This is a genomic window from Paramagnetospirillum magneticum AMB-1, from assembly GCF_000009985.1.
In the GTDB taxonomy this organism is placed as follows: domain Bacteria; phylum Pseudomonadota; class Alphaproteobacteria; order Rhodospirillales; family Magnetospirillaceae; genus Phaeospirillum; species Phaeospirillum magneticum.
Genome location: NC_007626.1, coordinates 2,712,017 through 2,731,627, shown reverse-complemented (window position 1 = coordinate 2,731,627; position 19,611 = coordinate 2,712,017). Strand labels below are relative to the sequence as shown.

Genomic DNA, 19,611 nt, shown 5'->3' with positions numbered 1-19,611 from the left:
TTGATTCACCATATCACTGCCTGGCGAATGCTTTGACACATACCAAGGGCATGGTCTGGTGGTCGGTGTGGTGTCTAGAAACGTCATTTAACGAAACGGAATCGCTACAATATTCAACCTGAGCGGGACTAGACAGAGTGCTGCTAGTGTGTGAGAATCAAGGATATTTTGGGTGAATATTATTCTAAAGGTCCTTGTTGTTAGCGCTTCCTATGCATAAGTTTAGTTATTACCCCTTTGTACGTTGTCTTCGGGGGGGCAAGGACGGCAATGAGTAAGAGCCAGGGCGCAGGACGGATCGGAAGACATGGCCTGATGGTGAGGCTGGTATTCCTGTGCGCGGCCGTCTGTATGGTCCTCTGGGCGTTGATCGAGATCATTCATCGCCGAAATCTGGCAAATGTGGTCGACCAGATTTTGGTCGAGCGGTTGGAACACAAAGTCGGGCGCGACGCCATGCGTATGGATGACGTCCTGGCATCCCACCAGGCGCTGGCTGATCTGGCCGGGCGGCTGCAGGGTATTCGCGCGGCAGGAGAGCCCATCTGGTTTCCCACCGGGGAGGAGTTGAAGGCCTATCCCCCGATCGACTTTCTCGCCATTCTTGGCGCCGGGGGGATCGAGGGGGAAGGCGAGGCGAGACGTGGTCGCCCCTTTTCGCCGGAACTGGCTCCCGCGCTGGCGCTTCTGCCGGCGGGGCAGGTTCAGCGCATCGCCATTTCCCAAACCGAAGGCCTGTTGATTTCGGCGGCTCCCCTGGCGGGGGGCGGTGGTCGCCGGCTGGTCGTGGTGTCGGTCATCGATGACGATTTTCTGCGGATTACCATGGGCCGGTTTATGGATCGCGGATTCGCCTTCCTGGCCAGTGAGCCGGCCGGCGACCGGGTTCTGGCCCTGGCCGGTTCCGCGGATCACACCGGGCAAGCTCGTTCCATGGCGGTCTGGGGCGAGGTCTTTCACCTCGGAACCGGACGGGTCCTGGGGGCTGGAGATGGCTTTTCCGGGCTGACATTCACCACGGCCTTGCCGCGCAGCCGGCAGGGCGTGATGAGTGAGCCATTGATCTCCATGGAGCGCACCAGCCGAACCATCATGGGGGCCGGATTAAGCGCGCTGTTTTTCGCCGCTCTTGTTTACCTGGCCTGGAGAATTCGCCAGGCGGCCCTGCGGGTGGCGGCCATGACGCATCGGATTTCCAGTGCCGAGAGCACGGACCTCGGCCCCGACGAGCTGGCTCACCTGGAAATCGAGGTGGAGACCCTGGTCTCCGAGGTTCAGCGCTCGCGTCAGGCCCTGAAGGACGAGGAGGAGGCGCGCATCCATCTGCTGACGGAGCAGGCGGCCCTGGCTGCCGAGAACGAGCGACTGCATCTGCTTCATTCGGTGACCGAGGTCATGGGCGTCGGCGTCATTCGCATGACCGATGGCGGACCCCAGGCCGAAAATTCGGTCATGCGGGACTTCGCTGCGGTGGCGGGAGGGCTTGGCCCCTTTCTCCAGGCTCGGACCAGCGGAAGTGATCTGGTCCGCATCGCTCAGGGGGAGGGCGAGCGGGTTTTCGAGACCATGTTGGCCCGCAGTGTCGATACCGGGTTGATCCTGGTGGAAGACGCCACCAGCCGGCGCCAGGCCGAAGAAGCCATCGCCATCTTTGCCCAGTTCCCGTCGCAAGATCCCAATCCGGTGTTGCGGGTGACCCGTGCCGGTGTGGTGACCCACGCCAATCAGGCGGCGTCGCGGTTGCTGGAATTCTGGGGCATTGACCTGGGCGGTATGCTGCCCGAGGCCTGGAAGACGCATATTGTCGACGCCTTGGAAGGCGGAGTGCAGTCCGAGGCCGAAATAACCGTGCGGGACCGCATCCTGTCGCTGGTCTTCGTGCCGCTGCCCGGCGTCGGCGTGGTCAACGTCTATGGCAGCGACATCACCGGCCGTATCGCCGCCGAGCGCCTGCTGCACATGGTCAACGAGAGTCTGGAGCGCCGGGTGCACCAGCGCACCGAGGCCCTCAAGGCCGAAATCGCCGAGCATATCCGCGCCGAGCGGGAGCTGGTCGCCGCCAAGGAACAGGCCGACCTGGCCAACCGCGCCAAGACGGAATTCCTGGCCAATGTCAGCCATGAGCTGCGCACGCCCCTCAATGCCGTCATCGGCTTTTCCGAAGTGATGGCCGCCGAAATGTTCGGCCCCCTGGGGTCTGCCCGCTACGTCGGTTACGTCAACGATATCCTGGCCTCGGGTCGCCATCTTCTGGCGGTGATCAATGACATTCTCGATATCGCCAAGATCGAGGCGGGGCAGATGGAATTCGACATGGAACTGGTCCAGCCCGCCGAGGTGGTGGCGGCGGCGATTCGCATCGTCGAAAGCCGTGCCGATGCCGGTGGATTGGTTCTTGGCAGCCACATCGCCGAGGATGTTCCGGCCCTCAAGGCCGACCGTCGGAGATTGCTGCAGATTTTGGTCAACCTGCTGTCCAACTCCGTCAAGTTCACCCCCGAGGGCGGCAGCGTCGAAGTGACGGTGGAAGTTCTGGGCGACATGGTTGGGTTCACGGTCTCGGACACGGGCATCGGCATGAGTGACGACGAAGTGGTCGTCGCCATGCTGCCGTTCCGGCAGGTGGACGGCAGCCTGTCGCGCCGTTACGACGGCACCGGCCTTGGCCTGCCCCTGGTGCGGGCCTTCGTGGAACTTCACGGTGGCCATTTGGATATCGTCAGCCGCAAGGGGGAAGGCACCCAGGTCACCGTGCGGTTGCCGCAGGAGCCCCGTTCCGGTCAGGCCGCCGCCCTGCAGAGTGCCGGCGAGTAGCCGAGGTCAGCTGTAGCGCTCTTCCTTCCACGGGTCACCCTCGCCGTGATAGCCGCGCAATTCCCAGTAACCCGGGGTGTCGCGGTCGGAAAAGGTAATGTGGCGCAGCCACTTGGCGCTTTTCCAGAAATACAGCTTAGGGATCACGGCCCGCACCGGCCCGCCGTGCTCGCGTGACAGCGGCTGGCCCTGCCAGGAATGGGCCAGCAGAACGTCCTGATCATCAAAGCGCGACAGGGGGATATTGGTGGTGTAGCCGTCGAAGCTGCGCAGCAGCAGGAAGCGCGCTTCCTTGCGGGGGCGAACCGTCTTGAGGAGATGGCGGGCCGAGACGCCCGCCCAGGCGTTGTCATAGCGCGACCATGTGGTGACGCAATGGATGTCGGTGACGATTTCGGTCTGGGGCTGGGCCATGAAGGTCTGCCAGTCCCAGCGGATGGGGCTTTCCACCATGCCCCCCACGCTCAATGCCCAGTCGCGGGGGGAGAGATTAGGCTGGTCGCCCAGGTCGAGCACGGGAAAGTCAAAGGTTTCCCTTTGGCCGGGCGGTAGGCGGCGGGCGGCGGGCGCCGCCTTCTCTCCGGTCAGGCCACGGCCTTCCCGCGCCCATTTCTCCTTGGCGGCGATCAGTTTGTCCTTGTCGGTCATGGCAGGTCTCCGGGCCCTTTGCCCAAGAGATGGGGTGTCAGCCCTTGTCGCGCATCAGGCGGGCCTTGTCGCGGTTCCAGTCCCGCTCCTTGATGGCTTCGCGCTTGTCGTGCAGCTTCTTGCCCTTGGCCAAGCCCAACTGGATCTTGGCGATGCCGCGCTGGCCGAAGTGAATGTCCAGCGGCACCAGGGTCATGCCGTCCTTGGTGATGGCGCTCATCAGCTTGGCCATCTCGCGCTTGTGCAGCAGCAGCTTGCGCGGCCGCCGCGTCTCGTGCGGGAAGGGCATCTTGGACTGGTATTCGGGAATATAGGCGTTGAACAGGAACAGCTCGCCCTGCATGGGGCCGGCAAAGGCCTCGTTGATGTTGCCTTTGCCGACCCGCAGGGACTTGACCTCGGTTCCGACCAGCATGATGCCGGCCTCGACCTCGCTCACGATGAAATACTCGTGGCGTGCCCGGCGGTTTTGTGCGGCGACGTGGCCGGGAAGCACCATGACTTTATCCTCAGATCAGGCCGGCGGCCTTCATGGCCGCCTCGACCCGGTGGCGGGCGTTCTCGCTGGCCGGAACCAGCGGCAGACGCACGTCGGGGGCGGACTTGCCCAGCAGGCTGGCGGCGTATTTCACCGGAGCCGGGCTGGTCTCGCAGAACAGGGCGTCGTGCAGCGGCATGAGAATCTTGTTCAACTCGTTGCAGGTGGCCAGATCGCCGGCGGCCCAGGCGTTCTGCATCCGGGCGCACAGCTTGGGCGCGATGTTGGAGGTCACCGAAATGCAGCCGACGCCGCCCTGGGCGTTGAAGGCGATGGCGGTGGCGTCCTCGCCCGACAACTGGCACAGCCGCTCGTCCAGCGCGGCGCGGATGCGCAGCGGCCGGGCCAGATCGGCGGTGGCGTCCTTGATGCCGGCGATGTTGGGCAGCGCCGACAGCCGTACGAAGGTCTCGACGCTGATGTCGATCACCGAGCGGCCGGGGATGTTGTAGACGATGATCGGGATGTCCACCGACTTGGCGATGGCCTCGAAGTGGCGGAACAGGCCTTCCTGGGAGGGCTTGTTGTAATAGGGCGCCACCACCAGGGCCGCGTCGGCCCCGGCCTTCCTGGCGTGCTGGGTCAGCGCGACGGCCTCGTCGGTGGAATTGGAGCCGGTGCCGGCGATGACCGGGACCTTGCCCCGGGCCACTTCCAGGCACAGCTCCACCACGCGGTGATGCTCATCATGCGACAGGGTCGGCGATTCGCCGGTGGTGCCGCAGGGAACCACCGCATGGGTGCCCTCGGCGATCTGCCAGGCCACCAGATCCTGGAACGCTTTCTCGTCCACCTTTCCATTGCGGAAGGGGGTGATGAGTGCGGTGATGGATCCCTTGAACATGGCAGTCTTCCCATATGGGGTGGTCGAAAGAGCTTGGGACATTAGCCCCAACCGCTTCCGGGGGCAAGACGACCATGCGCAAAGCATGACAGCCAAGACGCAAAGCGTGATTGGCATTGTAAATTAGACATGTCTAAATGTGTCCGCGATTTATGTCTTTTGCCCAGGGGCCGTCCATGAAGGTTGTTCCGGTGCTTCGCTCCCACCCGCGGCTGGCCGTGCTTTTCGCGGTGGTGCTGGCCGGTCTGGTCATCGGCCGGCTGGTCCTGGGCGGAGTTTCGGTCGAGGTGGCCGTGCCGTCGGGCCAAGTGCCCATCCGGGTCTATGGCCTGGGCACCATCGAGGCCAAGGTCTCGTCCAAGATCGGCTTCGCCGTGGCCGGCACCCTGGTGGATCTGGGGGCCGATGCCGGGCAGTCGGTGAGCAAGGGGCAGGTTCTGGCCCGGCTGGACGATGCTGAGCAGCGGGCCAAGGTTTCGGCCGCCCGCGCCCAGTACGAAAAGGCCCTGGCCCAATCGGCCTCGGCGCGGGCCATCGTCGCCAAGACCGCCGTCAACCGCGCCCAGAAGGAAAAGGTCAGCCAGCGCCGCAAATCCCTGGTGGCGTCCGGCACGGTCAGCGAGGAGACCTTCGGCGACGCCCATGCCGCCGCGGTCAGCGCCGGAGCCGATGCCCAGGCCGCCAATGCCGAGGTGGCCCTGGCCCTGGCCACCCTGGCCGATGCCCGCGCTCAGTTGGAGCTGAACGAGGTCCTGCTGGCCCGGCACAGCCTGACCGCGCCCTATGACGGACGGATTTCCCTGCGCTCGCGGGAATTGGGCAGCGTGGTGGCGCCGGGCGAGGGGGTGTTCACCCTGTTCGATCTGCACAGCGTCTGGGTTCTCGCCTATGTGGACGAAACCCTGGCCGGCGACGTGGCGCTGGGGCAGGGGGCCGAGGTGCGGCTACGCTCCGCCCCCGCCAAGCGGTTCGCGGGGCGGGTGGTGCGCATCGACATCGAGAGCGACCGCACCACCGAGGAACGGAAGATCTACGTGGCCTGCGCCGAATGTCCCCAGCATCTGGGCGAGCAGGCCGAGGTGGTGATCGACACCGCCCTGGTGGACGGCGCCATTCTGGTCCCTGCCACGGCGGTCGAGGGCTTCGACGGTCGCCAGGGCATGGCCTGGGTGGTGGAGGGCGGCCGGCTGGCCCGCCGCCCCCTGTCGTTCGGCCATCGCACCCTGGATGGCCGGCTGGTGGTGACCGGCGGCCTGCCCGAGGCGGGCAGGGTGGTGACCCGGCTGGTTTCCGGGCTGGCCGAAGGCCGCTCCGTCCGCACCACCGACGCGCCGCCATGAATCTGGCGCTGCGCGATATCCGGCACAAGCTGGGGCGGTTCCTGCTGACCTGCCTGGGGCTGTCCCTGCTGCTCGGCGTGGTGCTGTCCATGATCGGCATCTATCGCGGACTGGTCGAGGATGCCCTGTCGCTGGTGCGGGCCCCGGCCGCCGATCTTTGGGTGGTGGAGGCCGGCTCCCGGGGGCCGTTCGCCGAGGCGTCGCGCATGCCGGGCGATACCCGGGAGATGGTGGCCCGGGTGCCCGGTGTGGTCGAGGCCGGGGCCGTCACCTACCAGACGGTGGAGACTCTCCATCAGGGCCGCAAGCTGCGCCTTCAGGTGGTGGGATACGAGCCGGGCCGCATGGGCGGGCCGGCGGGCATCGAATCCGGCCGGGCCATCGCCATCCGCCATGGCGAGACCGTCGTCGACCAGCGGGCCGGCATCGCCCTGGGTGAGCGCGTCCATCTCGGCCGTGACGATTATCTTGTGGTGGGGCTGACCCGCCATCACGTTTCCACCGGCGGCGACCCGGTGCTGTTTCTCAGTCTGCGCGATGCCCAGGACCTGCAATTCCTGCCCAAGCCGTCTACCTATCGCCGCGATCAGGCCAGGGGAGCGCCGCCGCCGGCCCTCGACACCATCAACGCGGTGGTGGCGCGGCTGGCGCCCGATGTTCCCACCGACCGGGTGGCCATGGAGATCGGGCGCTGGAAGCACCTGGGCACCGCCACCCAGGGGCAGCAGGAGGCCATCCTGGTGGAATCCGTGGTGGAAAAGGCTCGCCGCCAGATCGGTCTGTTCACCGCTATCCTGATGGTGGTGTCGGCGGTGGTGATCGCACTGATCATCTACACTATGACCATGGACAAGACCCGCGAGATCGCCACCCTGAAGCTGATCGGCGCGCCCGACCGGACCATCGTCGGGCTGATCCTGCAGCAGGCCCTGGCCATGGGGCTGATCGGTTTTTCCATGGGGCTGGGGCTCGTCAACCTCGCGGCTGACAAATTCCCCCGCCGGGTGCTGCTGCAGCCCGAGGACGCCCTGATGCTGGGGCTGGTGGTGCTGGCGGTCTGCGTTCTGTCCAGCGGGCTGGGGGTGCGGCTGGCGCTGCGCATCGAGCCGGCGGCGGCGCTGGGGGGATGAGCATGACCGGCCCCCAAGTCCTGGCGGAACTGACCGGCATCGCCAAGCATTTCGGCGAGGGCGCCTCGCGCGTCGATGCCCTGCGCGGCGTCGACCTCTCGCTTCACCCGGGCGAGGTGGTGGGCTTGCTGGGGCCCAGCGGCTCGGGCAAGAGCACGCTTCTCAATATCATCGGCTGCGTCGTCGAGCCCAATGCCGGGCGAATGGTGCTTGACGGCGTGGTGGTCTATGACGGCGCCTGGACCGGCGGCGACCTCCGCCGCCTGCGGCTCGACAAGATCGGCTTCATCTTCCAGTTCCATAATCTGCTGCCCTTCCTCAACAGCCGCGACAATGTGGCCGTGGTGCTGGAACTGGCCGGGCAGGACCCGGCGGCGGCGCGGCGGCGGGCCGGGGAACTGCTGGATTACCTGGAGGTGGGCGCCCGGGCCGAGGCTTCGCCCGGCCAGTTGTCCGGCGGCGAGGCTCAGCGCGTGGCCATCGCCCGCGCCTTGGCCAACAATCCCCGCCTGATTTTGGCCGACGAACCCACTGCCGCCCTGGATTCCCAGAGGGCCGCCATCGTCATGGATCTGCTGATCAAGGTGGCGCGGGAACAGAACGCGGCGGTGCTGGTGGTCAGCCATGACGAGAAGATTTATGACCGTTTCGACCGGATGGTTCGGGTGCGCGATGGGGTCCTTGAAAGCGGTTCGGCTTGAAAGCGCCTTGAATAGACCTCTAGAATGCCTGCCCTGTTGAACAATCGGCCAGGATTCCAGCCGTTGAAGCTTTTCCCCGTCGCCATCATCCTTTCCGCTCTTCTTTGCCTGGGGGCACCGTCTGCCGCCCGGGCTGACGGGGTCGGGGATGCCGCCATCGCCCGCCAGGCCATCGCCGCCGCCAAGCGCGATCATTTCGACGAGGCCGAGCGGCTGGCGCGGCAATCGCGCTCAAAGGCGCTGCCCCGCCTGGTGACCTGGATGGCCTACGTCTCCGGCCGGTCGGGCGCCGATTTCGCCCAGCTCGGCGCCTTCATCCACGCCAATCCCGAATGGCCGATGATGAGCCAGATGACCAAGCGGGCCGAGGAATCCATTACCGCCGCCACGCCCACGGCCCAGGTTCTGGCCTGGTTCGACTCGCACCCGCCCACCACCGCCGATGGCGGTCAGGCCTATGCGCGCGCGCTGTTCGCCGCCGGGCGGAACGAGCAGGCGGTCAAGGTCATCCGCGAGACCTGGGTCAATCTGAGCTTCGGGGCGCTGCAGGAAAAGCAGTACCTCAACCTCCTGGGCGAGCATCTGCGCTACGAGGACCACTGGCGCCGCCTGGACCGGCTGCTGTGGGACCGGCAGGAGACCTCGGTCCAGCGCATGATCATGAAGGTGGATGCCGGCCATCGCGCCGTGGCCCAGGCCCGCCTCGCCCTGCAGGCGGGCAAGTCCAATCCCGAGCCGCTGATCAATGCCGTTCCCGCCAGCTTGCGTGACGATCCCGGCCTGATCTACGAGCGGGTGCGCTGGCGCCGCCAGAAGGACCTGGACGAGGATGCGCTCGACCTGCTGTCCCACCCGTCGCGCAACAAGGTCCGCCCGGATCTGTGGTGGCAGGAGCGGGCCATCCTGGCCCGGCGCGCCCTGCAGAAGGGGCTGGTCTCGAGGGCCTATCAGGCCGCCGCCGATCACGGGCTGGAAGGGGGCACCCAATATGTGGACGCCGAGTTCCTGGCCGGCTGGGTCGCGCTGCGCTTCCTGGATGACCGCGCCACTGCCGTCCACCACTTCACCCGTCTGCATGAATGGGCCAGTCACCCCATTTCGCGGGCTCGTGCCGCCTATTGGGCCGGGCGTGCCCTGGAGGCGGCGGGGGATGCCAAGGCCAAGGAGTGGTATACCCGGGCGGCCCGCTATTCCACCACCTATTACGGCCAGCTGGGCGCGTCGCGCCTGGGCGATCATCATTGGCCGCTGCCCGACGAGCCGCAGCCGACCCCCGACGACGTGGCCCGCTTCGAGGCCCGCGACGTGGTGGCCGCCGCCCGCCTGCTGATGCAGGTGGGGGAGAGCGAATTGCTGCGCTCATTCTTCATCCGCCTCAACGACACCGTCCAGACTCCGGGGGAACGCGCCCTGGTGGCCGGACTGGCCAGCCGGACCGGGCGGCACGACCTGGGCCTGACCGTGGCGCGCCGCTCCGACCGCGAGGGGGTGACCCTGGTCCAGGCCGGCTGGCCGGTGCCTGACCTGGACGCCGACGAGACCAATCCGGAAAAGGCCCTGGTTCTCGCCCTGATTCGCCAGGAGAGCGGCTTCGTCGCCGATATCGAATCGCCGGCCGGGGCCAAGGGCCTGATGCAGTTGCTGCCGTCCACCGCGTCCAAGGTGGCCAAGAGCATCGGACTCAAATACCACGTCAACAAGCTGGATGATCCCAACTTCAACGTTCAGGTGGGCTCGGCCTATCTGCGCGATCTGGTGGGGGATTTCGAGGGCTCCTACATCCTGGCCCTGGCGTCCTACAATGCCGGGCCGGGGCGGGCGCGGCGCTGGATTCGCGAATACGGCGATCCCCGCGACGCCAATGTGGACGTGGTCGACTGGGTGGAAATGATTCCCTTCAGCGAGACCCGCAATTACGTGCAGCGGGTGATGGAAAGCGTCGCCGTCTACCGCCGCCGCCTGGGCAAGCATGTGGGGCCGACCCTGGAGGCCGATCTGAAGCGCTGGGCCCGGCGCACGGCGGAGGCCCGGCCGTGACCCTTGCCCCGGTCAGGGCATGTGTCTTCGATGCCTATGGCACCTTGTTCGACCTGGGCAGCCTGACCCGGTCGGTGCGTGGTGAACTGGGCGAGCGCGCCGAGACGCTGATGCGGCTGTGGCGCAAGCGCCAGCTGGAGCTGAGCTGGCTGCCGCTGCGGCCCGGCGTTCGGGCGGATTTCTGGCGGGTCACCGACGAGGCCCTGGAATTCGCCATGGACAAGATGGGTCTGGATGATCGCGGCCTGCGCCTGCGCCTGATGGAAGGCTGGCTCAGTCCCGAACTGTATCCCGAAGCGGCGGAAGCCCTGGCCCGTCTGCGCCGGTTGGGCTTTCCCCTGGCCATCCTGTCCAATGGGTCGCTGCCCATGCTGAAATCCGCCCTGGAGCTGCCGGGAATTCGCGACAACATCGACGCCGTCCTGTCCGCCCAGTCGGTGGGGCGTTTCAAGCCCGACCCCCTGGTCTATCAACTGGCGACGACCCATTTCGGCATGGCGCCGGAAAGCGTATGCTTCGTCTCGGGCAATGCCTGGGATGTGAGCGGCGCCGCCGCCTATGGCTATCAGGTGGTGTGGATCAATCGCGACAACGTCCCGGCGGAGAAATTGCCGCTGGGCACAAGGGCAACGGTGGCCAATCTGGCCGAGTTGCCGGCAATTCTGGGAGGCTGAGCCTTGGGTGAACTGGATCAATTGGAAGAATTGCGGGCCGAGAACGAGTCCCTGCGCGCCGAACTCGAAGAGCTTCGCGCCGAGATCGAGGACCTTCACGGTGACGCCGACCTGGACGCCTGCCACATCGCCGGGCTGACCGCCCAGATCCGGGCGCTGATCGCCGAGGGCGATGCCTGCCCCAACAAGGACGCCCACCCGCTGCTGGTGCGCGAGAAGTATACCCATGCGCGGACCGGGGAGGTGGTGACCAAGACCCGCGCCTTCCCGCTCTACCGCGAAGCTTTCGATGCCGAGGCCGAGCGCCTGGGCATCAGTAATCCCGAGAAAGTCCGGGGCTGACCCGGCCCTCACGTTTCCGCCAGACGAAGGTTGACTTCCATGCCTGCTTATCGTTCCCGTACCTCGACCCACGGCCGCAACATGTCCGGCGCCCGCGGCCTGTGGCGCGCCACCGGCATGACCGACGCCGATTTCGGCAAGCCGATCATCGCCATCGCCAATTCCTTCACCCAGTTCGTGCCCGGCCACGTGCACCTCAAGGATCTGGGCCAGATGGTGGCGCGCGAGATCGAGAAGGCGGGCGGCGTCGCCAAGGAATTCGACACCATTGCCATCGATGACGGCATCGCCATGGGCCATGCGGGCATGCTGTATTCGCTGCCCAGTCGCGAGCTGATCGCCGACAGCGTCGAGTACATGGTCAACGCCCATTGCGCCGACGCCATGGTCTGCATCTCCAATTGCGACAAGATCACCCCCGGCATGCTGATGGCCAGCTTGCGCCTCAACATCCCGACCATCTTCATCTCGGGCGGCCCCATGGAAGCTGGCAAGGTCACCTATCAGGGCGAGACCCACGCCGTCGACCTTATCGATGCCATGATCAAGGGCGCTGACCAGAACGTCTCGGACGAGGAGGCCCTGGCCTTCGAGAAGGAAAGCTGCCCCACCTGCGGCTCGTGCTCGGGCATGTTCACCGCCAATTCCATGAACTGCCTGATCGAGGCCCTGGGCCTGGGCCTGCCCGGCAACGGCACGGTGGTCGCCACCCATGCCGACCGCAAGGAGCTGTTCCTGGAAGCCGGGCGGCGCATCGTCGATCTGGCCCGCCGCGCCTATGAGGGCGATGACGCCTCGGTCCTGCCGCGCTCCATCGCCACCTTCCAGGCCTTCGAGAACGCCATGACCCTGGACATCGCCATGGGCGGCTCCACCAATACCGTGCTGCACCTGCTGGCGGCGGCGCAGGAGGCGGGCGTGGCGTTCGGCATGAGCGACATCGACCGCCTGTCGCGCCGGGTGCCCTGCCTGTGCAAGGTGGCCCCCAACGTTCCCGATGTCCATATCGAGGACGTGCACCGGGCCGGCGGCATCATGGGCATCCTGGGCCAGCTGGACCGGGGCGGCCTGATCAACCGCGAGTGCGGCACCATCCATGCCCGCACCCTGGCCGAGGGCCTGGACAGATGGGACATCTCGCGTTCCAACGACCCCAAGGTGGTGGAGTTCTACAAGGCCGCCCCCGGCGGCGTGCGCACCACCGAGGCCTTCAGCCAGTCCAAGCGCTGGGCCGAGGTGGACAAGGACCGCACGGCGGGCGTCATCCGCTCGGTTGACAATGCATTTTCCAAGGATGGCGGTCTGGCGGTGCTGTTCGGCAACCTGGCGCTGGACGGATGCATCGTCAAGACGGCGGGCGTCGACGACAAGAACCTGACCTTCTCCGGCCCGGCGGTGATCTGTGAAAGCCAGGACGAGGCGGTGGCCAAGATCCTGGGCGGTCAGGTCAAGTCCGGCGACGTGGTCATCGTCCGCTACGAGGGACCGCGCGGCGGCCCCGGCATGCAGGAAATGCTTTACCCCACCAGCTACCTGAAGAGCATGGGCCTGGGCAAGGAATGCGCCCTGATCACCGACGGCCGCTTCTCGGGCGGCACTTCGGGGCTGTCCATCGGCCATGTCTCGCCCGAGGCGGCGGAAGGCGGGGCCATCGGGCTGATCCAGGCGGGCGACATCATCGATATTCATATCCCGAACCGCAGTATTGCGATCCGGGTGTCCGATGCCGAACTGGAAAAGCGCCGGCAGGCCATGCAGGCCTTGGGGCCGAAGGCCTGGAAGCCGGTGGATCGCGACCGTCAGGTGTCGGCGGCGCTTCGGGCCTATGCCGCCATGACCACCAGCGCGGCACGCGGAGCGGTGCGCGACGTCTCGCAACTGGAACGCTGAGGAAGGACCGGCCGATGGGGGTGACGTGGAGTGAGCGGATGAGCGTCGGCGTGCCGCTGCTCGATTCCGACCATAAAACCCTCATCGGCCTGATCAATCACCTGCAGCGCTCCATCGGCGACGACGAGGAACACGCCTCGGTGGGCAGCGTGCTGCAGGCCCTGGAGGAGTATGCCGCTCATCACTTCGCCCGCGAGGAGGCGATGATGGACGTCTGCCGTTATCCCCTGCTGTCCCGGCATCACGGGACGCATGCGGAGTTCACGAAGAAGGTCACGGACCTGAAGGGTCGTTACGACCTGGACCGGACCGGGGTGCGGGCCAGGGAATGCCTGGCCTTCCTGAACTCCTGGCTGATCGATCACATCTGCACCACCGACATGAACTACCGGTCGTGGGTGATCGGCCATCCGGGGGCGGAAGCGGCGGCCCAGCGCGTCACCTTGACCGGGGCGACGAAAAAAGGGGCCGAGGTGGACTGGACGCAACTGCGCGTCCTGCTGGTGGATGACAACGTCAATTTCCTGGAAATCCTGCGGACCATCCTGCTCAGCGTCGGCGTGACGCGGATCTCGGCCGCCCACGATCTGAATGCCGCCAAGGCGGTGATCAGTCACGAGCCTCTGGACCTGCTGCTCTGCGACTGGCACGTGGGCGACGATAGCGGCCTGGAATTGGTCCGCTGGGTGCGGCGTGGCCCGCCCGACCAGGCCCGTCTGCCGGTGGTGGTCCTGTCGGGGCACGAGCGCATGGCCAATCGCGATCTGGCCTTGCTGGCCGGGGCGGACGACTTCATGGAAAAGCCCATCTCGGCCCGTAACCTGTTGCTGGGCGTCGCCCGGCTGGCGAGGAAGGCGGCATGAGCGCTCTGGTCAACGCCGACGGCACGGTACCGGAGTCTGTCCACCCCCTGCCTGATCTGCTGCGGCTGTCCACCGATCAGCTTCTGGACTCGTTCATCGCCAGCCAGCGCCGGGATTTTACCCGGGTCATCGAGCAGGTGGCCGAGCCGGGATCGGCCCTGAACGGCATCTTCCGCGAACTGGGAGCCGATGCGGCGCGGCTGGGCGAGATGTTTCTCGAACTGCACACCCATGTGATGGATCACCCGGTGTGGCGCCATCCGTTCTTTCGCCGGGTGTTCGAGGGGCGGATCACGCCGCCCCAGGTCACGGCCTTCGCCCTGCAGTACTTCAATCAGATCAAGAACACCCGCCAGTGCGTCGCCCTGGCCATCGGCCGCTTTCACGGGCTGGCGGCCACGGCGCGGGGCAGCCTGGGCGAGCGCCGCTCCGAGCTGACCCAGATCGCCCTGGCTCAATTGGTGGCCGACGAATATGGCGTGGGCAGCCACGGCCTGGACGATTACCCCGAACTGGGCCGCCTGCTGGCCGCCAAGACCCATATCGTCATGTACCGGCAGGTGTTCGACGGCCTGGGCGTCGGGCCTGGTGACCAGGACATCCCCATGCTGCCCCAGGTGGCCGACAACGTGCTGATCCAGCGGCTGGTGGCCGGTCATCCGGCCTTCAGCCCGCTGGAAGCCCTGGCCTCGGTGGGGCTGGGCATGGAATGGGGCGTGCCGGAATTCTTCAGCCTGCTGCTGGGCGGCCTGATCAAGGTGTCCGAGCGCGAAGGGCTGGGCCTTACTCCCCACCATCTGCAAGTGTTCATCGCCCATGTGCGCTATGACGTGTTGCACGCCATCTCGGTGATGCTGGTGACGGCGCTGCACATGGAGGAGGCGAGGGACCTGGAGGTGGTCAAGGGCGCCTGCAACATGCTGATGAGCGGCCGCTTCGCCATGATGAGCGGGCTTTACGCCCATGTGTTCGGCGAGACCTGCCCCGTGGCGGCGTTTGAACCCCGGCACCGCGTTACCGACCCCCGCATCGGAGAGGCGCTGATCGAAGCGCGGCAAGACATCGATCCCGCCCAGGTGGTGGGAGGCGAGGATTATCGCCGCAGCCTGACGACACCGTTCGGTTAATCCCCGCTTCGCGGCAAGGCGACCGCCCTGACCCGTTCGAAGGCACAGCCTCCGAACCTCCAGTTTTTAAACGCTGAAGGGTCCGGGAAGCTGTGCTTCCCGGTTGGGGGATCGGGGGCAAAAGCCCCTGAATGCAGGCTACTCCAGCTCGATCCACACCGGCGTGTGGTCCGAGGCCTTTTCCTTGCCCCTCGGCGCCTTGTCGATTTCGCAGGCGTGCAGGCAGTCCGCCGCCTGGGGCGACAGTAGGAAATGGTCGATGCGCAGGCCTTCGTCGCGCTGCCAGGCGCCCGCCTGATAGTCCCAGAAGGAATAGCGGCCCTTTTCCCCCGGATGCAGGGCGCGAAAGGCCTCCGTCAGCCCCAGATTGACGATGGAGCGCCAGGCGGCACGGCTGTCGGGGCGGCACAGCGCATCGTCGCGCCATTTGGGCGGATCATAGACATCGTCGTCGGTGGGGCAGATGTTGAAATCGCCGCCCAGGACGAAGGGGATTCCTTGAGCCAGCAGGGCCTGGGCATGGGTCCGGAGGCGTGCCATCCAGGCCAGCTTGTAGTCGAACTTGTCACCCGGCGCCGGATTGCCGTTGGGCAGGTACAAGGAGGCGAGGCGCCAGCCGCCGATGGTGGCCTCGATGTAGCGGGCCTGCTCGTCGGAGTCGTCGCCGGACAGGCGGGTCCGGACATCGCTCATGGGGTGGCGCGACAAGATGGCCACGCCGTTGTAGCTCTTCTGCCCGTGGACGGCGGCGTGATAGCCGGCAGCCTGGATTTCCAGCAGCGGAAAGTCCTGGTCCTGGCATTTGATCTCCTGGAGCAGCACCACGTCCGGCGCGAAACTGCCCAGCCAGTCCAGCACGTTGCCGAGCCGCGCCCGTACCGAATTGACGTTCCACGTGGCAATGCGCAGGCCCATGCTGTTCTTTCGCTCCGATAAAGGGGTGCCTCGCCCCAGGATACAGGACGGGTCGGTTTCGGCAAGCCGGCCCGGCTTTAACGCGAAGGCAAGGCCATGGAGGTAACTTTGGCCCCTGGTCGACCACGAGGTTTCCCCATGATGGCGTTTTTCAGGCCCTGGCCGCTGGTTCTGGTGCTGATGGCGGCCAGCCCGGCAGCCTTTGCCCAGGCCTGTCCTCCGGCCGGGGCCTTCGTGCCGACCCGCGTGGTGACGTTTTCCACCTGGATGGCCGAACCCATCTACAGCAGCGCCGAGGGCCGGGCGCGCATCACCGCGCTGTCCGGTCTTACCCGTCCGGATTCCAAGGACTTCACCACTGGGCTGACGCGGACGTCGACCAATCTGGAACTGCGGGTCCAGGGCTGGCAGTTCGACCTGGGGCAGGGGCGGCGCTGCGTTGGTCTCGCCCGGGTCGAAGGTGTTTGGAAGATCACCGAGATCAAGGTGGACATCGCCCGGGAATACCCGCCCGGCGGCTGTCAGTACCGGGTGATCCGCACCCATGAGGACGAGCATGTGGCCATCAGCCGCGACGCCTTCCGCCACTGGACGCCCCAGGCGGAGGCGGTGCTGCGCAACGCGGCGACGCAGATTCCCCCGCGCATCACCACGGCCAGCGCCGACGCGGCCACGGCCGAGTTCAAGGACCGGCTGATCGCCGCCATGAAGCCGACCTTCGAGGCTTTCGCCAACGAACTGAAGCTCAGGAACGCCGCCATCGACACGCCGGGCAATTACCGGCGCGTCAATGGCCAATGTCCAAGCTGGTGATTACACCGAGAACGAGCTGCCGCAGCCGCAGGTGGACGTGGCGTTGGGATTCTTGACCTGGAAGGACGAGCCGGAGAGATCTTCGACGAAGTCCACCACCGAGCCGTCCAGCATATCCAGCGAGGTCTGGTCCACCACCAGGGTGATGCCGAACTCGCTGAACAGACGGTCGTCGTCATTCACCGTGTCGTCCAGGGAAATGCCGTAGGAAAAGCCCGAACAGCCGCCGCCCGACACGCCGAGGCGGAGCATCATGTTGGGCTTGCCCTCCATCTTGATCAGGGTTTGCACGCGCTCGGCGGCGCTTTCGGTGACGCTGACGCGGGCAGCGTAATTGTGTTCAGCCTCGGCCATCATGTCCTCTGCGGCAAGGATTGGAATTGTTCGAAGGGTAGCACTTGGCCCACCCCGGAGGGAAGCACCCTTCCCGCAATTTAGGTATTCCAATGCCGAATTCAAGTCATGGTTCGTCGGTTGCATATATGAGCCTGGGCTTATAGTCTCTCACAGTTGAAGGGTTCCAACCTGGGGAAGGACCCCGTCTTGATCCTTGATCTGCATACCATGCTGGTGGCGGTCGCCGTGGCGACGGCGTGCTGCGCCATTGCCCGAATCGTCTTGTACATCCTGCATCCGGGCCTGGCCGGGCTGGGGTATTGGGCCTGGGCCAGCGTGATCGGGGCGGCAAGCTTCGCCGTGGCGGGAACCGGGGCGGGAATGCCCGAGGGCTGGTCCCTGTCCCTGGCCCACGGGCTGGTGGTGGCGGGGTTCTGCCTGGTCTGGGACGGGTTTCGCCGCTTTCTCGGGCGCCCGGGGCTGACGTCCCGGTTCTATCTCGGGCTCGGCGGCGCGGCCGTGGTGATGATCGTCGGGAGTCATCTGGCCGGATCGCTGCACCTGCGCGCCACCTTCAACTCAGCCCTGGTGATGGCGATTTCCGCGGCCATCGCCCGGGAATTGCTGTGGCGCACGCCGCCCCATCGTCTGGCCATGCGTCTGGCCGGGTGGGTCTATTTCGCCAATGCGCTGTTCTTCCTGGTGCGCGGGCTCTCCATCGGCTTCGATCTCGAATTCATGGCCGGCAAGATGTCCTACGGCATGACGGTGGTCGCCAGCATGTGGTGGCTGTGCGTCACCATCTCGGTGACGCTGTGCATGGTGCTGATGGCCAGCGAGCGGCTGCAGGCGGATTTGAACGAACAGGCCAGCCGCGATCCGCTGACCGGGGCGCTGAACCGGCGGGCCTTCGCCTCCCTGGGGGAGAGAGAGATCGTGCGGGCCCGGCGCACGGCCAGCCCGTTGTCGCTGCTGATGATCGACATGGATCATTTCAAGCAGATCAACGACTGCCTGGGCCATGGGGGCGGTGACGAGGTGCTGGTGCTGTTCGCCACCCTGGCGGGACGTATCCTGAGGGCCGAGGATTTGTTCTGTCGCTTTGGCGGCGAGGAGTTTCTGGCACTGCTGCCCAGCAGCTCCCTTATGGAGGCCATGGGGGTGGCGGAGCGCCTGCGCGCCGCTTTTTCCGCCGAAGGCGCCGGGCTGGATTCGGAGGGAAAATTGCCGTTTCCCATGACGCTCAGTGTCGGCATCGCCGCTCTGGCGGCCGACGAGGACATGGAGGCGGCCATCCGCCGCGCCGATGCCGCCTTGTACCGGGCCAAGGATTTGGGGCGTAACCGTTGTGAACTGGCCGGGGGATAGTTGCGTTCACCGTGCTTGGGCGCTAGTGTCCCGGACATGACCGAGTCCCGCTTCCATACCCTGGCCCCCTATGCCTGCCGGCCCGAGGAATCGCGCGGCCGCCTGCACCAGGAGGCGGACAGCCCGACCCGCTCGCCGTTCCAGCGTGACCGGGACCGCATCATCCATTCCGCCGCCTTCCGCCGCCTGCAGTACAAGACGCAGGTCTTCGTTTACCACGAGGGCGACAATTTCCGCACAAGGCTGACCCATTCCCTGGAAGTGTCGCAGATCGCGCGCTCCATCGCCCGCGTGCTGGCCCTGGACGAGGATCTGGCCGAGGCCCTGGCCCTGGCCCACGATCTGGGGCACACGCCCTTCGGCCATGCGGGCGAGGATGCGCTGCAGGAGGTGCTGGCGGAATACGGTGGCTTTGACCACAACGCCCAGTCCTTGCGCATCGTCACCAAGCTGGAACGCCGCTATGTGGAGTTCGAGGGGCTGAACCTCACCTGGGAGACCCTGGAGGGTCTGGTCAAGCATAACGGCCCGCTGACCGGCCCCCTGGCGGTCAAGCCCGACCGGGTGCTGCCCGGCGCCATCGCCGAATATGCCCAGCTCCACGACCTGCGCCTGGACAGCTTCGCCGGCATGGAGGCCCAGGTGGCGGCCCTGTCCGATGATATCGCCTATAATAATCATGACATTGACGACGGCCTGAGGGCCGGGCTGTTCACCATCAAGGATCTGGCCGATGTGCCCCTGGTCGGGCCGCTGTTCCACAAGGTGACCCGCCAGTACCCGGATGCCGAGCCTTCGCTTCACATCCACGAAGTGGTGCGCCGCATGATCGGCATCATGATCCTGGATCTGACCTCGGAGACACGGCGCCGCGTCGCCGAGTTCAAGCCGCGGAGCGCCGACGACGTGCGTGGCCTCGGCCGCCCGCTGGCCGCCTTTTCCGACGAGATGCGTGCCAATGATTCGGCGCTGCGCCAGTTCCTGTTCGCCAACATGTACCGCCACTTCAGCGTCAACCGCATGACCAGCAAGGGGCGGCGCGTGGTGAAGGACCTGTTCCGTCTGCTGTTCGCCGAGCCCGAATGCCTGCCGCCCGAATGGCGGCGTCTGGCCGACGGCAAAGGCACCGCCAAGACCGCCCGCGTGGTGGCCGATTACATTGCCGGCATGACTGATCGTTTTGCCCTCGACGAGCACCGCCGGCTGTTCGACCTGCAAGAGAAGCCTTGAG

18 protein-coding genes are annotated in these 19,611 nt (G+C 66.1%); 13 read left to right on the top strand and 5 right to left on the bottom strand.

Translation table 11 applies throughout. The features are described from left to right. The first annotated feature begins 315 nt into the window (after positions 1-315). Positions 316-2,814, top strand: a complete 2,499-nt coding sequence (locus AMB_RS12820) for a sensor histidine kinase (RefSeq protein WP_231848838.1) — start codon at positions 316-318, stop codon at positions 2,812-2,814. Between the two features lie 6 nt (positions 2,815-2,820). Here the strand turns inward: AMB_RS12820 and AMB_RS12815 are convergent, their stop codons facing one another. From AMB_RS12815 to dapA, 3 genes are read right to left on the bottom strand one after another with little or no spacing between them, the layout of a single operon-like run. After that, positions 2,821-3,462 carry a sulfite oxidase-like oxidoreductase gene (locus tag AMB_RS12815; RefSeq protein WP_011384926.1) on the bottom strand — a complete coding sequence of 214 codons (642 nt, stop codon included), beginning with the start codon at positions 3,460-3,462 and terminating at the stop codon, positions 2,821-2,823. Between the two features lie 37 nt (positions 3,463-3,499). Next, positions 3,500-3,961, bottom strand: coding sequence for an SsrA-binding protein SmpB (smpB, locus tag AMB_RS12810; RefSeq protein ID WP_011384925.1), 462 nt, complete (start codon positions 3,959-3,961; stop codon positions 3,500-3,502). A 10-nt stretch (positions 3,962-3,971) separates the two neighbouring features. Continuing rightward, on the bottom strand, positions 3,972-4,844 hold the full coding sequence (gene dapA, locus AMB_RS12805; RefSeq protein WP_043744492.1) for a 4-hydroxy-tetrahydrodipicolinate synthase: 873 nt from the start codon (positions 4,842-4,844) through the stop codon (positions 3,972-3,974). Between the two features lie 176 nt (positions 4,845-5,020). Between dapA and AMB_RS12800 the strand changes: the two genes are divergently transcribed. The 9 genes from AMB_RS12800 (at position 5,021) to AMB_RS12760 (ending at position 14,948) form a co-directional block, all read left to right on the top strand. Continuing rightward, complete coding sequence (locus AMB_RS12800; protein ID WP_043744490.1) at positions 5,021-6,184, top strand: efflux RND transporter periplasmic adaptor subunit; 1,164 nt, start codon at positions 5,021-5,023, stop codon at positions 6,182-6,184. After that, on the top strand, positions 6,181-7,314 hold the full coding sequence (locus AMB_RS12795) for an ABC transporter permease (RefSeq protein WP_011384922.1): 1,134 nt from the start codon (positions 6,181-6,183) through the stop codon (positions 7,312-7,314). Before AMB_RS12800 ends, AMB_RS12795 begins: the two co-directional genes overlap by 4 nt. Before the next feature lie 2 nt (positions 7,315-7,316). After that, on the top strand, positions 7,317-8,015 hold the full coding sequence (locus tag AMB_RS12790) for an ABC transporter ATP-binding protein (protein WP_011384921.1): 699 nt from the start codon (positions 7,317-7,319) through the stop codon (positions 8,013-8,015). Positions 8,016-8,078: 63 nt separating this feature from the next. Next, the gene (locus AMB_RS12785; RefSeq protein ID WP_043744486.1) at positions 8,079-10,052 is read left to right on the top strand and encodes a lytic transglycosylase domain-containing protein; all 1,974 of its coding nucleotides are present in this window, start codon (positions 8,079-8,081) and stop codon (positions 10,050-10,052) included. Next, positions 10,049-10,726 (top strand): haloacid dehalogenase type II, encoded by a 678-nt coding sequence (locus AMB_RS12780; RefSeq protein ID WP_011384919.1) that lies wholly within the window; start codon positions 10,049-10,051, stop codon positions 10,724-10,726. The genes AMB_RS12785 and AMB_RS12780 overlap by 4 nt, the downstream gene beginning before the upstream one ends. Positions 10,727-10,729: 3 nt before the next feature. Continuing rightward, complete coding sequence (locus tag AMB_RS12775; protein ID WP_231848837.1) at positions 10,730-11,068, top strand: hypothetical protein; 339 nt, start codon at positions 10,730-10,732, stop codon at positions 11,066-11,068. Positions 11,069-11,107: 39 nt separating this feature from the next. Beyond that, positions 11,108-12,958, top strand: coding sequence for a dihydroxy-acid dehydratase (gene ilvD / locus AMB_RS12770; RefSeq protein WP_011384917.1), 1,851 nt, complete (start codon positions 11,108-11,110; stop codon positions 12,956-12,958). Between the two features lie 38 nt (positions 12,959-12,996). Then, on the top strand, positions 12,997-13,821 hold the full coding sequence (locus AMB_RS12765) for a bacteriohemerythrin (RefSeq protein WP_043744483.1): 825 nt from the start codon (positions 12,997-12,999) through the stop codon (positions 13,819-13,821). Further along, entirely contained in the window at positions 13,818-14,948 is a 1,131-nt protein-coding gene (locus tag AMB_RS12760; protein ID WP_011384915.1) for an iron-containing redox enzyme family protein, read from the top strand. Before AMB_RS12765 ends, AMB_RS12760 begins: the two co-directional genes overlap by 4 nt. 138 nt (positions 14,949-15,086) lie before the next feature. On the opposite strand, the gene xth is transcribed toward AMB_RS12760, so the two are convergent. Continuing rightward, positions 15,087-15,863 carry an exodeoxyribonuclease III gene (gene xth, locus AMB_RS12755; protein WP_043744481.1) on the bottom strand — a complete coding sequence of 259 codons (777 nt, stop codon included), beginning with the start codon at positions 15,861-15,863 and terminating at the stop codon, positions 15,087-15,089. Positions 15,864-16,001: 138 nt separating this feature from the next. On the opposite strand from xth, the gene AMB_RS12750 reads away from it, so the two are divergent. Then, positions 16,002-16,676: a hypothetical protein gene (locus tag AMB_RS12750; protein WP_043744478.1), complete on the top strand. Its 675-nt coding sequence runs from the start codon at positions 16,002-16,004 to the stop codon at positions 16,674-16,676. Here the strand turns inward: AMB_RS12750 and erpA are convergent, their stop codons facing one another. Then, positions 16,677-17,030, bottom strand: a complete 354-nt coding sequence (gene erpA, locus AMB_RS12745) for an iron-sulfur cluster insertion protein ErpA (protein ID WP_011384912.1) — start codon at positions 17,028-17,030, stop codon at positions 16,677-16,679. Positions 17,031-17,219: 189 nt separating this feature from the next. Here erpA and AMB_RS23435 point away from each other — a divergent pair, with 189 nt between their 5' ends. Next, complete coding sequence (locus AMB_RS23435) at positions 17,220-18,380, top strand: GGDEF domain-containing protein (protein WP_011384911.1); 1,161 nt, start codon at positions 17,220-17,222, stop codon at positions 18,378-18,380. Between the two features lie 36 nt (positions 18,381-18,416). After that, a complete protein-coding gene (locus tag AMB_RS12735; protein ID WP_043744474.1) occupies positions 18,417-19,610 on the top strand; it encodes a deoxyguanosinetriphosphate triphosphohydrolase in 1,194 nt (397 codons plus the stop codon). Position 19,611 lies beyond the last annotated feature (1 nt).